Annotated in this window: 7 protein-coding genes; all 7 read right to left on the bottom strand. The window is 48.2% G+C overall.

Translation table 11 applies throughout. The features are described from left to right. Positions 1 to 99 precede the first annotated feature (99 nt). The 7 genes from A3848_RS14165 to A3848_RS14210 all read right to left on the bottom strand — a co-directional run bounded on the left by A3848_RS14165 (position 100) and on the right by A3848_RS14210 (position 16,232). A complete protein-coding gene (locus tag A3848_RS14165; protein WP_074085584.1) occupies positions 100 to 1,032 on the bottom strand; it encodes an alpha/beta hydrolase in 933 nt (310 codons plus the stop codon). A gap of 119 nt (positions 1,033 to 1,151) precedes the next feature. Beyond that, on the bottom strand, positions 1,152 to 2,141 hold the full coding sequence (locus A3848_RS14170) for a LacI family DNA-binding transcriptional regulator (protein ID WP_074085585.1): 990 nt from the start codon (positions 2,139 to 2,141) through the stop codon (positions 1,152 to 1,154). Between the two features lie 224 nt (positions 2,142 to 2,365). Continuing rightward, on the bottom strand, positions 2,366 to 3,835 hold the full coding sequence (locus tag A3848_RS14175; protein WP_074085586.1) for a glycoside hydrolase family 32 protein: 1,470 nt from the start codon (positions 3,833 to 3,835) through the stop codon (positions 2,366 to 2,368). A gap of 86 nt (positions 3,836 to 3,921) precedes the next feature. Continuing rightward, positions 3,922 to 9,666, bottom strand: a complete 5,745-nt coding sequence (locus A3848_RS32965) for an S-layer homology domain-containing protein (protein ID WP_083612149.1) — start codon at positions 9,664 to 9,666, stop codon at positions 3,922 to 3,924. Positions 9,667 to 9,837: 171 nt separating this feature from the next. After that, on the bottom strand, positions 9,838 to 12,117 hold the full coding sequence (locus A3848_RS14200; RefSeq protein WP_074085587.1) for a GH32 C-terminal domain-containing protein: 2,280 nt from the start codon (positions 12,115 to 12,117) through the stop codon (positions 9,838 to 9,840). A gap of 20 nt (positions 12,118 to 12,137) precedes the next feature. Beyond that, entirely contained in the window at positions 12,138 to 14,582 is a 2,445-nt protein-coding gene (locus A3848_RS14205) for a PfkB family carbohydrate kinase (protein ID WP_074085588.1), read from the bottom strand. Positions 14,583 to 14,606: 24 nt separating this feature from the next. Next, complete coding sequence (locus A3848_RS14210; RefSeq protein WP_074085589.1) at positions 14,607 to 16,232, bottom strand: ABC transporter substrate-binding protein; 1,626 nt, start codon at positions 16,230 to 16,232, stop codon at positions 14,607 to 14,609. Positions 16,233 to 16,280 lie beyond the last annotated feature (48 nt).

The following is a 16,280-nucleotide window of genomic DNA, read 5'->3' on the forward strand; positions in this document are numbered from 1 at the left end:
TTCGTCATATACATTCTATTGCTTCTGCATATGCAATACTTCAAAAAAAACGTTCTTTTTTTTCAATTCAAAGACAGAACACGGGAACAGAGCCAGTGCTTACGGATTCAGTGCTCTTGCCATAGCGTTGATATAGTCCTCTCTGGCACGCCGGCTAATCCCGGCGGTTGGAACGGCGTGCTCAAAGCCATGATAACCGCCGGGATAGAGATGAAATTCCACATCGACGCCGGCCTGAGCCAATCGGGTGACATATTCGATGGTTTCGTCGCGAAACGGATCAAGCTGTCCGACGCAGGTATAAGCGGGAGGCAGATCAGACAGATTATCCGCCCGGCTGGGTGCAGCGTAAGGAGAAGTATCTCCGCCGGCAGGTCCGCCAAGATACATCTTCCATGCGGCCAGGTTATTCGCCCGGTTCCAAACCGAAGAATGTGTAATCTCATGGCTGGAGAGCGTATCATTGCGATCGTCAATCATCGGATACAGCGGCATTTGGAAGCAGAGGACAGGACCTCCTTTATCCCTCGCCATTAATGCCAGGGCTGCGGCCAGTCCTCCTCCTGCGCTCGCTCCGCCGACTGCAATCCGGGCCAAATCGACATTGAGATCATTGTTAATATCGGCCAGCCACACTAACGCCGCGTAACTATCCTCAATTGCTGCCGGGAATGGATGCTCAGGTGCAAGACGGTAGTCGGGCGAAACGACAACGCAGTTGGCTGCTATAACAAAGCTTTCACATAATGCATCATCCCCACTGGGATGGCCGAGCACATATCCTCCGCCATGGGTCCAGAGAAGAGCAGGCAGCGCCTTACCATTTCTCTGAGCCGGTTCGTAGATTCTAACCAGCATTTGGTATGAACCGGCAACGGACAGAGATCGTTCTGTAATACGAACGTGTTCCGACTTTTCCGCAGGGTATTGAATATATCCTCTGGCAGAATCCAGATCACCCGGCAAATGAAGTGGCGGCAATTCTGCTACCCCTTGTTTTAACTCTGGAGCCACTCGGTTCATAAAATCCATCTACGTTTCCTCCATTATGATTTTTTAGTTGAATCCAGTCTTTCCTTTTTCAGAATTTGCTTCAAAACTTGCAGTGGTGCCACTCATTCGGCTGATAATTCATCTCCTACCGATTTGTTTTATGTCGTATCACGTTCGATAAGAGTCACCGGGAACGTGTTAACCATAGAAATTTCTTTGCCTTCGATTTGCTGAACAATCAACTGAATGATAGAGTCGCTCATCTCCTGAATCGGCTGTCTGACCGTGCTAAGACGCGGTGAGATCAGTGAAGCGATCTGAACGTCATCGTAACCTACAATTTTGATCTCTGAAGGAATATCCTTCTTCATCAGGTAACAAGCTTGAATGACCTCTGCTGCAATCACGTCACTGCTGGCGAATACTCCGTCTATTTCCGGATGCTCTTGAAAGTAAGCGATCATTACAGCAGAGTTCCGGGTGAGCTTGCTCCCTTCAGCATCCAATTGCAATTGCAGCGGCTCTAAGCCTGCGCTCTCCACCTCAGCTTCATATCCCTGCCTTCTCTGGGCAGCGAGCAACGAACGATGCTGGGGACCGTCTATTCCACGATAAATGAAGACAGGATGAAGGCAGCCCTTGTCGATTAATAATCTCGCGGCGAGTTTACCACCTGCTAAATTGTTCGAGGTGACCACAGGAATATCCTCCGAAATCACGCGATCGAATGAAACAATCGGCAGGTTCAAATGTAGATAATGCTGGACATCCAGCACTGCACTGCCCATGATGATGGCATCCACTTGATTCTTTTTCAGCATCTCAATGTATTCCATTTCTTTGGAGACATCGCGGTTGGAATTACATAACAATAGTTTGTAACCCTTATGATGCGCGTAATATTCAAGATGGTAAGTAAGTTCAGCAAAAAAAGGATGCGAGATCGTCGGTATGATCAGACCGATCATATTCGATCTTTTTCTGAACAAGGCCCGGGCCATTTCGTTCGGCTGATAATTCATCTCCTTCATCACCCGGTAGACCTTTTCCTTCGTCTTTTCACTGATATAACCTCTATTATTAAGTACTCTAGAAACGGTATTAATAGAAAGCCCTGCTTTTTTCGCGACGTCTTTAAGATTCGGCATATGTACCACCTTGTTTTTAAATCCAATTTATATTTGAATTCTGCGCGTATTTCAGCAGTTCATTTGAATGCGCATTCATTTCTATTGTCACTTTATGATAACCGGTTAACATTTTTATGTCAACCGGTTATCATAAAGGAAAAGCCGAATGATCTAAGGCCAGTAAAAAGAACAACCATTCTAATCAAATGGCTGTTCTTATATTAAACCTGAAAAGTATGAAGTTAACCGGATGCATTTATATTCTGTTCTAATTGCAGGGCCGGATCGGCTTCTAACGTTTCAATCTTCACCCGGTGAAATTCCGCTGCACCCTGACTGACGAATATGGCAAGCTTCCCTTGCTGAATGTCGTACATTCTGGCACTCATCGCCACATCTCCGTTAACATAAATTTCGCAAATCGTGCCGTCTATAAACACTTTCAGCTCATATTCCTGTTCCGGCAGCAGCTTGAGTGGACGTTCGAGCTCCACATCATAAGGGAAGGTTTTACCTCCTTCTTCAGATTGCATAATCGGCCCACGGAAGGTAATTCGGCTACGCTGGGGCTCCAGCGTGATATAGTAGGCAAAATCAAGAGTTTCGCCTGCCCGAAGCATGAATCCCAGACCTTGGGTTGATCCCGAGAAACATACCGTTGTAGAGATCTTGCACTGATCAGGCAATTCCTCCTGTGTGATACAACCTGCAAAGGCATAAGGAGATTCACAGAGCAGCCCATCGTCTGTGATCGCCCAATCCCCGGCGATTCTCTGAAAGTTCGCGGGTGCCTGTTGGGCAAATGCAGAGTCAACCGTTGCAGGCACGTTCACACCAAGCGTTCCGTCTGAACGTTGAATGATTTCATGTACAATCATATTACCGCCCCAATCCCAGGTATCATAATCCTTGCCTGGAGATTTTGGCGGATTCCAGCCGAACAGATCGTCATCCTTAGTCGGATTCCAGCCGAACAAATACCGTTTCTGCCCATCGGATACCGATTTGGCCGCATAATAAGCACGCCCATCAAAAGCCTCTTCCTGCGGAGTCATCCACGGCCCTTTTAAAGACCGGCTCATCCGGTAAAAGGTCCCGAAACGCCCCGTATACGAAGAATAAATCAGATACCACCAATCGCCCATGCGGAACAAGTCCGGGCATTCATGTGCGCCTACATGCAAGTTCGGTGCGTACAGCGGCTCACGGTACTCCCAATGCTTGAGATCCTTGGACGATAGGAGACCGGTGCAGCCTTTCCGGTTCGTTGGTCCTTTTGCCAGGGCTGCAATCAGCATCCAATATTGGCTTTCTTCTTCATTCCAAAATACAAAGGGATCACGCCAGTCTGCCAGCTCATAAATTTCACCATCCGGACCAAAAGTGTCTTCAGGAATCGGTTCCCATGTTTGCAGATCCTTGCTGATGGCGTGGCAGGCCAATTGTTTCCCTTCGGGAAAGATACAATAGAACATGTGATAGACATTGCCCACTTTGAGAATATGGCCGGTCCCGCCTTCGATCTTGCAAGCTCCATCTTCCCTGTAATTCACGAAATCTTTCGTACCAAGCAAATGCCAGCCATGATCGAGACCTTCCCGGAAGTTACCTCTCCACCCGTGCAGATAGAACAGCTTGAACTCCCCATCTTCGTAATAGGGAATAATGTCCCCTACCCATGCATTTTCCGGACGATAAAAAAATTCCTTCATTAATTTATTCCTCCTGTTCTACACTCTTTCGTAAATACTGGATTCCCCTTTGACATCACCTTGCTTCCCCGGCCTTCCTTTTGCAGTTATTTATTGAGCTTGTCAAGCAATAGTGAGATGACATGTGCACTTTCTGCACGGTTTACAAGTTCATGTGGCATGAATACCTGGTTCCCGCGACCGCTGATGAAGCCAAGCTCCTGTGCAGCAGCGACCGCATTTGCAGCCCAGCCGCTGATCGTACCGGCATCTTTGAAATTACTCAAGCGACTAGCAGCAGCGTTCTGTCCTGTGTGGTGCAGATAGGCTTTGTAAATCATGGACGCCATTTCTTCACGACTTACGGTGTCCTCCGGCGCAAAGGTATCCTTGTTTCTTCCGGTGACAATTCCCGCTTCGTATGCTGCGGCAATGGAAGAAGCGTACCACTTCGTGGGTTCTACATCCTTGAATGTAGTTAAGTTCATCCCTGTTATTCCGAGTACACGAGTAATCAAAGAAGCGAACTCAGCTCTGCTTACCTTTTGTTTTGGAGCAAATATTGTATCGCTCACACCCAAGACCATTTGCTTTGCTGCCATCCTTTTTATAACATCATGGGCCCAATAGGAGGCATTCACATCTTCAAATGATTTATCATAAGTGAGGACGGCATACTTGCTGAAATGATTCACCTTGACCGTCCATGTACCGTCCGCGTAGGTTCCACCCAAATATTCCAGTCGGCCGTCATCTGCGACGTAATAAATGCCCGTTAAATCTTGGCGGGAATTCTCCTGTGCACCCAATCTGATGGTGACGGGTTTGGAGAACTTCTCAAGCGTAAGCGCCGTTCCATCGGCCTTCACGATTGACAATTTGAAGTCGTAGACCTCCCCGGTTACAGAGATATCTGCATGATTCTTCTGTCCGGCCCACGAAAGTAATTCTTTGCTCTGCTCTGAAGATAAAGTTCCCATTTCAAAAGAGATCTTCGCCTGTTCAAGCTCGCTGCCCGTGACCCGTGCCTGTAATTCCTTCAATAACTCTGCTGGAACTTCGATCTCCACATCTGTATTTTTAACTTTCAGGGCATTCTTGCCGTCATTTGCCGCGATGGACACCGGAAACATCACTTGCCGCTCTCCCTTTGCCATCTCGAATGACAAACTGTTTTGACTCTCAGGTTTGCTTGCCGGAATCACAGGCTGATTCGGAGGACTGGTTGGGACAGCTGTATCGGTTGGATCAGTTGGACCACTTGGATTAGTTGGGTCAGTTGGACCGGCAGGGCTAGTTGGATCAGTTGGGTCGGTCGGTTCATTCGGATTCGTCGGATTCTGTACCTTAACCGGCACATTGAAATCATCAACGTTAATATGTCCGAAACCGCCTGTGGATTGGTCAACCACCTTAATGTAAAGCTTCTGGCCGATATACTGTGATGCATCCCAAATCTTCCGTTGATACTCCTCATAGTTGGTGGCGGTTTCTTTAAATAGTTCTTTCCCGTCCGATGCCCGGACCAGCGCTACATACAGATTATCGATATCACGCCCGCCGCTGACCAGGAAGTTGATCTTGCCGTTCCCGCCAAGGACGAAATTCTGCGATTTCATTGTTCCCGTTAAGCTGTCTCCGCCGGCTTCCTCGTTGAAGCCCCACAAATGATAGCCGCCTGGAATTTTATGCGAAGGATTGAAGTAGATCGTGTCCCAGAAAAACTGCGCGTCGGTCACATGGATATCCTGGAAAGCATCTCCTTCTGTAATCCAACCGGTTAAGTCTCCTGTGGCAAAATCATGATTGGGCAGATCTGTAATATCGGTATACACTGAGTTATCCCAATTGTCAGGCACATCGACTGGAGCCGCCGGCTCACCCGTCAAGGCATTCATATTCCATACTTCCATCGACTTGACCGTTATATCCTTGTCGGCCCAGACCTGTAAGCCCAAGGAGTCGTATCGGCCTACATAGACGCGTGTTGTTAGCTTTTCCTTATCATTGGCAAAAGCTTCAACAACCGAGCGGTCCAGGAATATATGAAGCTTCAAGTTCTCTCCGTCCAGATCTACGTATCCGCCTTGAATACCGTCCACGCGCACATCCGGATCAATGCTGCTCTTGGTCCGGTCCACATTGAACGTCCCATTTGTTTTGTCATAGTAAATCAGCGTTTCCTCCTGGCCGTTCTCGGAGCGCCGCACTTTAAGACCGAATTTCTGGGCTTCACCCGGATCAATTTCCATCACGATCTCCAACATGTCGCCTTTGACACTCCGGATCAACTGATTGGCGGCGGCCAAATTTTTGTCCGAGAAATCAACCACCTTATCTCCCCTGAGACTTTGCAATTCTTGAATCGGTTCAATACGCAATTGATCATGCTCATCCAAGCTTAGGGAAACTGGCAGTGCCAGATTATGAGCCCAACCGGCTTGATATTCGGCTTGCGGTGTTCTTACATTCTGCACCATGGAGTATACGACTGTTCTACCGTCAGGTGTAACCATACCGCTCTCTGCCGTTAAATAGCCGTCGCCCACATCCATTTTAGAAGGCGCATCCTGATCGGGAATAAACTTGAAATGATCCCGGTCCCAAGTACCAATCCAGTAAAAAACCTCAACATCTCTTTGCACATCGTTCGCCGGAGGCACTTGCTCCGGTTTCTCATGGGGGTTAACCATAAAAATATACTTTTGCTTGCCCGTGCTATCCTTACCTAACGGCAGTAATACCGGCAGTTCCCATACGGTACCGAGCTCCGGATACAGGCTTCTGTCACTTACGTATAAAGGCCCCTTATACTCCCAGTTGTACATATCGCCCGAAACATACACCAAAGCTGTGCCGCTGCTGAAGTCTTGAAGACCGGAAGTGACTAACTGATACCACTTGTCTGTCTCTTTGTCATACCATACAAACGGGTCCCTGAACTCGTTATGAATACCGTTTCCATTCTGCTCTGTAACTGGTTCAGGATATTTATCCCATTGCTCTAAGTTAGGGTCCGACAAATCAGACGGAGTCGCCCGACCTGTTCTTTGGTTCGGTGACAAAGAGTCATTGCCGGCAGTGTAGAACAGAACGGGATTGCCGTTTCGATCATAGGCTGCGCTGCCTGACCATGTACCGTCCGGATCAAGCGTGCCTGCTTCAGGGGCAAGAGCCGGTCTCACATTTTCCCAATGTACCATATCATCGCTCACCCAATGTCCCCAGTGGATCTGATGCCAGTATGGACCTTGCGGGTTATGCTGATAAAATAAATGGTATTTGCCGTTATAATAAATGGGTGCATGTGCTTCATTCATCCAGTTTTGAGGAGGCATAGCATGGTACTGAGGCCGGTGCTGATCACCATCAAACACACTAGGATCCTCATCAATGTCGCCATTTGGAATTTGTGGAACCGCGCCGCCATGAAGTGTCTTCACACTCTCATATTCAGCAAGGATCTCTTGACCCGTGAGCGCTTTGTTCTGCAGCTTCACTTCATCGATAAGTCCGCTGAACATATTGTAGGAGAATAATCCCGCAAACTCTGCAGATCTATTGTTTTTTCCGATCATCAGGTTTTCCGTAGACGGTGTAATTGGAACGTTGACAGGAGTCGCCTCAGAAGCTACTTCCTGACCATTTAAATATAATTTAATGATTCCGTCCTTTTTGTCGAACGTTGCCGCTACGTAATTCCACTTGTATTTTTCGAGCGGATGATCTTTGACCCATACCTGAATCCACTGGCCGCCAATCCCGACCTGCATCGACCATGTTCCGTGCCGGTACATGCCAAGTGCGAATCCTTCTGCTTTGTCCTGATCGGACTGGCTCACGATTCCAGACAGCTTGTTTCCGTCCCCCCATTCGTAGCTGCGCGGAGCGACCCATGCTTCAAGCGTTAACGCGTCGCTTACAGGAATGGTATCCTTTGCTTTGACCTCAACATCATTCGAGTATCCATCGAATAGCAAGGCACCTCCTTTTACTCCGCGTGAGGTCCATCTTGGATCCTTCGAGGCCATATATCTGGCGTTATTAAACACATAGTTCACGTCATGTTCAAGATTATTTACTTCCTCCAGTGCCTTCTTTCCTGTGCCTTCATCAAAGTTCATAAAAAAAATGTTACCCGTACCGTGAGCTTGAAAAGCATCAACAGCAATACTGGCTTGATTGGATTGATCGACAACCTTAACATAGAGCCTCTTATTGTAATGCTCCTGCATTTCCCAGGAAATCTTCTCATTCGCACTGACATCCCCGGTCTTCTCAAGTAATGTGTTAGTGCTGGCATCATATAATGCGACGTAGGCTTCCTGCGGATTATCGATGCCTACAACAGTGAAGGTGATCGTTCCGGTTCCCTGAAGCTTAAAGGTATTAGACGTAATAGAACCCTGACCTTCCAAGGTAGACTTGGCATAGAAGCTACCCTCTTTGCCGGTCCCAGCTTCATTAGTGACTTGAAAAGCATTACCTTCAACGGCCCAGCTCTCTAAATTTCCGGTTTCAAAACTAGGATTCTGGATTTCCGTCGGCACAATATTATCCGCCATAACTCCTTCTTCGGGTACAAGTTCATTGAAGGTATTGAAGGCGTCGGCAAAGAGCAGTCCCCAATCCGAGGCTGCATGATCCACGATTTCTAGATACAGCTTCTTTCCGATATACTTCGAGAGATCGGCTTTATATTGCTCCATATTCGCGAGTCTGAGGCCCTGTGCCGGATCCGGAAACCCGGACTCGTTAAATTCGGTATTTCCGTACCTGGCTATCAAGTCTCCGGTATCTGCATCGACAACACTTACATAGGCCTGCTCCGTATGCTTGCCTCCGCCCAGTCTGAAGGTCATCCAGCCTGTGCCGCCCAGCTCGAAGGTGCTGGATCGAAGCACACCTGTTGCAGCTTCGGCGTATTTCCAGCCGTTTAAATGGAATGTACCTTCCTGGTTGTACGGGATTTGTTCTGTCCACCAGGTGGTTTCGTCCGATACACTGTCTGGACCAAACGCATCACCTTCCACAACGGTCCATCCTGTCAAATCTCCGGTTTCAAAGCTTGGATTCTGGACTTGATAGCGTTGGAAATCCGGCTTAATATCTTTGGCAACAATGCCTTTGGCTGGCTCGGATTCATGGTACATCAAGAATGCGTCCGCAAAAATCAATCCCCAATCGGAGGTTGCATTATCGACGATCTCCACATACAGCTTCTTGCCCAAATTGACGGAGAGATCCGCCTTATACTGCTCCATATTGGCAAGCCGTAGACCCTGAGCGGGGTTCGGAAAGCCGACGTCGGCAAAAGCACTATTGCCATACCGGGCAACGACTTGTCCCGTCTGGGCTTCTACGATATTCACGTATACTTTGTTAGGGTTTTTCGCACCGCCAAGCTTGAAGCTGATCCAGCCGCTGCCGCCCAGCTCGAAGGTGCTGGAACGAAGCACGCCGGTCGCAGCCTCGTCATGCTTCCAGCCGTTAAGATGATAAGCACCTTCCTGATTGTACGGGATTTGTTCTGCCCACCAAGTGGTTTCGTCCGATACACTATCTTGACCGAACGCTTGGCCTCTGACAACCGTCCAGCCTAACATATCCCCAGTTTCAAAGCCTGGATTCTGAATTTGATAGACCGCATCTGTAGCTGATAATTCCAAACCATCCCTTGGCGTTTGATAGACTGTATCCGTAACTGTTGAGCCTATTTCTACCTTTGGAATAGTTGCTTCCAGGGTTCCAGCTTCGGCTGCGGCCGGGATTCCGGAAGCTGCAAGCTGAAGAACCATCGCCCCTGCAACCATTCTGGAAATCCAAGGTTTTCTGCCTTTAACTTTTCTCATTCAAGAGCCTCCTTCAAACCTAATTTCGAGATGCTCTCCTTATACAAGGACGAATAGTTAAGATGATGAAAGGAGAGATACCAAATAAAGCGCTTCCAAATCAAAGGAATGTAAATCTTCTTGATCATTTATTCCCTGAGCCAGATGGCAAGAAGCGCCATAGCGCTTCTGCTACCAAATGGACTGCATATTCCATATTTCCATAGATTTAATAAGCGGTTCTCCATCTCCCCAGATCTCCAGCCCCAAGGCATCCTTACGGCTCGGATATACCCGGGTCGTCAGACTTTTCAAACCGTTGGCATAGGCTTCGACCATGGAGCGGTCCAAATAGATGTGAAGCTTCAAATTTTCCCCCAGCAGCTCCAGCTTACCGCCTTGAACCCCACTGCACTTTTCACCCGGATGCCGTGTCGTTTTTGTCCGGTCTACCCAGAGCTTAGCTTCGTTAAAATCATAATACAGCAGCGTTTCTTCATCTCCATCCGGTGTACACCGGACTTTGATTCCTAGTTGTGTAGTATGGCGGGGCTCCAGTTCCACTTGAATCTCAAGCATGTCACCTCGAACATCTTTTAGCGACAGATTAGCCTCAGCCAAGGAATTGTCACGAATCGATAGACGTTGAGTACCGCGCAGAGACTGGAGCTCCTGAATAGGCTCGATTCCCAGCCGTCCGTCTTCCCTCAAAAAGACACTTAACGGCAAGCCGCCATTATGGGCCCAGCCCGATTGATATTCAAGCTGGGACGTCCGGTCGCCTTGAGCTATGGTAAATATGATCTTTCTGCCGGTCTTCGGATCAACCATGCCGCTCGGTCCGGTGAAATGGAAATCTCCGACGTCGATCAGTTCCGGCTCTTCTTGATCTGGAAGAAATGAAAGATTGTGTGTATCAAGCTGTCCAATCCAATAGAATACCTCGACATCGGCTCCCTTTCCCACGGGACTGACCAATAGAAGATGTTTATGTCGACCCTGTTTGTCGGTTCCCAGAGGAAGAAGCACAGGAAGTTCCCAGATAGGCCCAAGATAAGGGTACTTCTGAATATCTGCTTGATAAAATGGTCCTTTGTACGTCCAATTCAGCATATCCTGTGAGGCAAACCCAAGCGCTGCTCCACCTTCGCCTTCGATCCCCGATCCGACCAGTGCAAACCAGCCGTCATCATCCTTCCAGACAAAAGGATCACGGAAATCTCCGAATGCGCCTATTCCCTGCTTCTGTACAATGAGCGGCTCAGGATGTTTCACCCAATGAACCAGATCCGGGTCTCCATCCTGAGCATAAGTACTCCGCGCAAGCGCAACACTCTGATTCGGTGAAGCACTGTCATTTCCCGCCGTAAAGAACAAGACAGGCAAGCCGTCTGCATCATAAGTCGCGCTCCCCGACCAGATACCGTCCGGTGCCAGCTGATCCTTAGCGGGTGCCAGGGCTACAGGAAGATCACGCCAATCTACCAGATCTTTACTTACCCAATGTCCCCAATGGATATGATAAAAGAACGGCCCCAATGGATTATGCTGATAGAACAAATGATATTGCCCGTCAAAATAGATCGGCGCATGAGGTTCGTTCATCCAATGTGCAGGCGGGCTGACATGGTACTGCGGTCTGTGCCGATCCGTCAGCAGAGGTGTGCGGTCCAGCTTGATCTCGTCATATTGCACGTGCGGATGGACGCCTCCATGTGCAGAGTCCAGCACATGCTGATAGGAAGCGGCCACTTCCTCTGCACTTAAGGCCCGGTTATAAATCTTAAGCTCATCGATGATCCCGCTGAACATCTGAAGGCTGAAGACTCCAGCCAGCAGGCTGCTGTGATTATTCTTGCCGATGAGCAGATCCGTGCCAAATGCTTCAGCAAGACGGGAACCGCTCGGCAAATCCGTCGAAGCGACTTCACTGCCGTTCAGATACAGTTTGATTGTGCCAAGGGTTCCATCAAATACAGCATTCACGTATGACCATTCGTTCTTGGGCAATTCATGGCCGTCTGGTGACCAGAGTTCCCTCCAGTCTCCTCCTTCCAGCCCAACCTGGAAGGACCAAGACCCGTGCCGGAACATGCCTAGCAGATAACCTTGCTTGCGCTCCATATGGTGGCGGTTCACAATGGCAGTCAACTTACCTTCATATCCCCAATCATAGAAGCGCGGCGCTACCCATACTCCGATACTTAATGCTGACGTGGATTCCTGATCATGTTGTGTATCTTCTTCATTGACAGAATGGACAATAGAAGTAGAGTAACCGTCGAACAGGAGTCCGTTTCCCGCTACTCCGGGTCTCCACTGCGGACCGGACTGTTCAGTAAACTCTGCTTGATTAAATACGTACTGAATGTCATCCCGGACCTCAGATACGCTCTCCAGAGTACTTGCTCCGGTACCTTCATCAAAGGCCCAGTGCATCACCAATCCTTGATCACCGTTTATGCGGCTCATGCATCATTCCTCCCTTAGTTCTATTCTGAGACACCCTCCGGAATTTGGATGGATTTAAGAATATGGATCTGAAGCGAATCCAATACCGCTTGCCCTGATTGCGTGCTTACTTCAACCTTTTCAATTGGAGCATCAGGGAAAATCTGATCCGTCAATGTAACCAGGCCATGATCTGCATACACTTCAACCGCATTGCGGTCCAGCCAGATCTGCAGCTTGATCTTCCCATTCTTAGATACCCGTCTGGCACCGTGCTTGTTTGCGAATGCAGGATGGAAATCAGTCACACCTGAGTTCGAGCGGTCGATGAATAGCCATTGCTGAACTGGATCATATCCGATAACAATCTCACTCCGCCCAGAAGACTTCAGCCTAATATGAACCTCTGCACCGGAACTGATATCGATATCCGCTTCTATTTCCAGCAGATCTTCATTCATTTTCTGTATAAAAGAGGACGCTGAAGTAACTGTGATTCCCTTCCAGCCCATTGATTCTTTGCGTAGCTGCTCTATTTCCCGGACAGGCATTTGGGACAAAGACACATTCCCGCTTTGCTTCGTCAATGACAAGACGCGAGGCAGAGTCATGGCACCTCTCCAGGAACCGGTAGGTGTCTCGTTGGCATATTTCCAGTTGCTCATCCACCCGATAATCACACGGCGTCCGTCTTGCTCAGGGATATCCGACCAGGTAACTCCCGCATAATTGTCTCTACCATAATCCAGCCACAGGATATGATCGGCCGGATTGTCATTAATGAACGTATTTCCGTCGAACTCCCCGATAAAATATTGCGTACGTGATCCTTCGGGACAGCTTGGATGATCTCCGATGCTTATGAGGAGTACCCACTTGGAAAGGCCGGTGTCATCTATCGGCAATTCAAACAGATCGGGGCATTCCCAGACGCCGTCATGCGAGCCTTCCTCCTTGCCGAATTCTCCGGTCAGCGACCATTCACGCAGATTTTCAGATCCATAAAATTTGGCACGGTCTCCCGCAACAAGTACCATAACCCACCGTTTACTTTGCGGATGCCAGAACACCTTTGGGTCCCGGAAGTCCACTATATCCTCCTCAGCAAGTACAGGATTGCCCGCATATTTTTTCCAGGTTTGACCTTTATCGCTGCTGTAGGCTAAGCTCTGCCGCTGGCGCGGCTGGCCAGTGACTGGACTTGTATCCGCATGGGTAAAGATCGCTATCAATCCATGAGAATCTTCGAACAAGCCGCTGCTATTATTCCAGTCCACTACACAGCAACCGGAGAAAATAGCTCCATGTTCATCCGGGAATAAGGCAATAGGCTCATGCTGCCAGTGAACCAGATCTTCACTTATGGCATGGCCCCAGTGCATCGGACCCCATTTATTGCTATAAGGATGATATTGATAAAAGAGATGATAGCTTCCCTCATAATAGACTAATCCGTTGGGATCATTCGCCCAGTTGGAGGGTGGTGAGAAATGAAACCCCGGTCTGAAGCGCTCATCATTATACTTTTTAGTGGACTCTATCATCCGGTTAATCTCCTCTGTCGTCGGCATGGACCCAAGAGCCCCCTTTCGAGTGGTAACTAACGCTCCGCCTGCGTTGGCAAATGTCAGCATGCTTAGGATCTGTTGGTTGGTCAGATCATGCAACGCACTTCCGGCTTCTAGAATTTTGTACAACAGGCAGCCCAGAAAAGCATCGCCGGCCCCTGTCGTGTCAATGGTCTTGACTTGAAAACCCGGCACATATCCATCCTGACCAGCTAAACGGTAATAGCAGCCTTTTTCCGCCAAAGTGACGACGATTAGTGTAATACCAAATTGTTGCTGGATTTCTAGTGAACCTTGTTCAACATCGCTGGTACCGGTTACAAAGGAAAGCTCGTCTTCCGATATTTTCAGGATATCGGCATAATTCATGCCCCAAATAACATTCTGTCTGGCTTCCTCCTTGCTGTCCCATAACGCAAACCGGAGATTAGGATCGAATGAGAGCAAAATTCCTGTTTCCTTAGCCTTAAGCACTGCCGTCTTTGTTGCCGTACGGGCAGGTTCATGGGTCATGGACAATGAGCCAAAATGTAGAGCCCTGCAGCTTTCAATCCGGTCAAGCGGGACATCCTTCGAGTGTAAGAAGGTATCTGCTCCTGGCTTTCTGAAGAAACTGAATGACCGGTCTCCTGTATCATCCAGATGGACAAAGGCCAGCGTTGTACTCGCTTCATTTGTAAAAGAAACTTCTGACACATCCACACCGCTGTCTAGCAGGGTATTGTGCAGCAAGGAACCGAATTGATCCTCCCCGACCTTGCTAATGAGTGCAGATTTGGCTCCTAACCGGGATAGCGCAGCGGCCACGTTAGCCGGAGCCCCTCCTGGATTACATTCAAATTGCTCGTTCCCCCCTGCTGTACGACCTGCTGGAGTAAAGTCTATTAAGACTTCTCCGATAGCGATAACATCAAGCACAGCTTCTCCCCACCTATCATCTATTTATTTTTTTAGATTTGCGTTATAGCGATCCAGTCCGGTCTGATAGATCTTCATCAATTCGTTCAGACCCATCTTATCCAGAGTCTTCAGATAGTTGTTCCACCCCTCATCTGCACCGCCATCAACAATAAATCTACCTCTTTGAGTATTTACATATTTAATCAGTTCCGGCTCAATCTTATTGATTTTGTCCAATTCCTCCGGCTCAAAGAAAATACTTGGATAATTTTCCTTTTCCATGTAAGGATCATAATATTTCTCTAGATCTTTAGCACGCTGCTGGGCCCGTGGCTCCAGATCTACAACTTTCCCCAGATCCTGGATGGTAATAACGCCTGGTCCACCTGCGCCTGGTGCAACTTTTTGACGGAATTCACCTGCAGAGGCTCCCTCAGGAAGCGGCAGATTCACCAATTTTCCGTTTTCGTCTTTCTTGAATACAACATCCAGCGGGCCCCAGTGGATTTGGGCAGCCATGTACGGTTCGTACTGCTGATCGATCCAACGCATGGTGATTTCCGGATTGCTGTTTTCTTTTGTAATCACAAAAGCCCCGCGGCCCGGACCACCGCCATTAGCACGTCCAATGATTTGATCACCCTTCGGTCCCTTCAGCGGAGACAGCAGAACATAATCCTTACTGCGTTCGGTTCCGACAACCTCTTCAATTTCCCACCAGATATAAGATCCAAGCGTCTCATCCGTTGTTTTACCTTTTGCCAGATACTGTGCTGCATCCTGGGTGAAGGATTCCGGATCAATCAAGCCCTGTTTATACCATTTTTCATGAAAATAATTAAGAGCTTCCTTATATTCAGGCTGAGTTGCGGTAAAAATAACTTTCCCGTCGCGGACGACACGGTGCTCCAGATTATCCGGAAGTCCGAATGCCCCGAAGATCCCGGCAATATCCATACACCACTGCATGTGCATAAAGCTTAATGGGATTTCATCCTGCTTACCATTGCCGTTCGGATCCTTTGTTTTAAAGGCAAGTAGAGCTTCCGTGTATTCATCCAGTGTTTGCGGTACTTTCAGCCCCAGCTTATCTAACCAGGCTTTATTGATAACGTGAAAGAAGGGATTGGTTCCGAGGTTGTTCTCTTCCCATGACGGCAGTCCGTAGATGTGCCCATCTGGCGCTGTAATTGATGATTTGATGTCAGGCCGGCGGTCGAGAAGCGCTTTCAAGTTAGGCGCATATTGATTAATTAAATCTTCCAGAGGAATAATGGTTCCGTCTTTGCCATAATTAATTAGCTCGTAATCGGTAAATCCAGCTCCGTAAAAAGCATCCGGCAAATCTCCACTAGCGAGTAACAAGTTTTTCTTTTCTGTATAATCAGTGTCTGGGATGTTCTCCCAGTTGATCTTAACGTTTGTTTGCGCTTCTAGTCGTTTGAAAATTTCCATTTCCGAATATTCCGGTGCCAATGCAGCCTTCGGAGATACCATTCTTAACGACACTACTTCTTTAACAATCGGAAGACCGGTTTTGTTGAAATTCGCTTCTTGATCCGGACTTTTAGCCTGATTCTTTGAGCCGTTACCGTTTCCTGAACATCCACTTAACGCAAATGCTCCGGCCAGCACTAGAATCCCCGCACCTTTGAATAAAGATTTCATTGTAAATAACCTCCCTTGAGTTCATCCCGCAAGATAATTACACATTGC

The organism is Paenibacillus sp. P32E (assembly GCF_001909085.1).
GTDB lineage: Bacteria > Bacillota > Bacilli > Paenibacillales > Paenibacillaceae > Paenibacillus_AQ > Paenibacillus_AQ helianthi.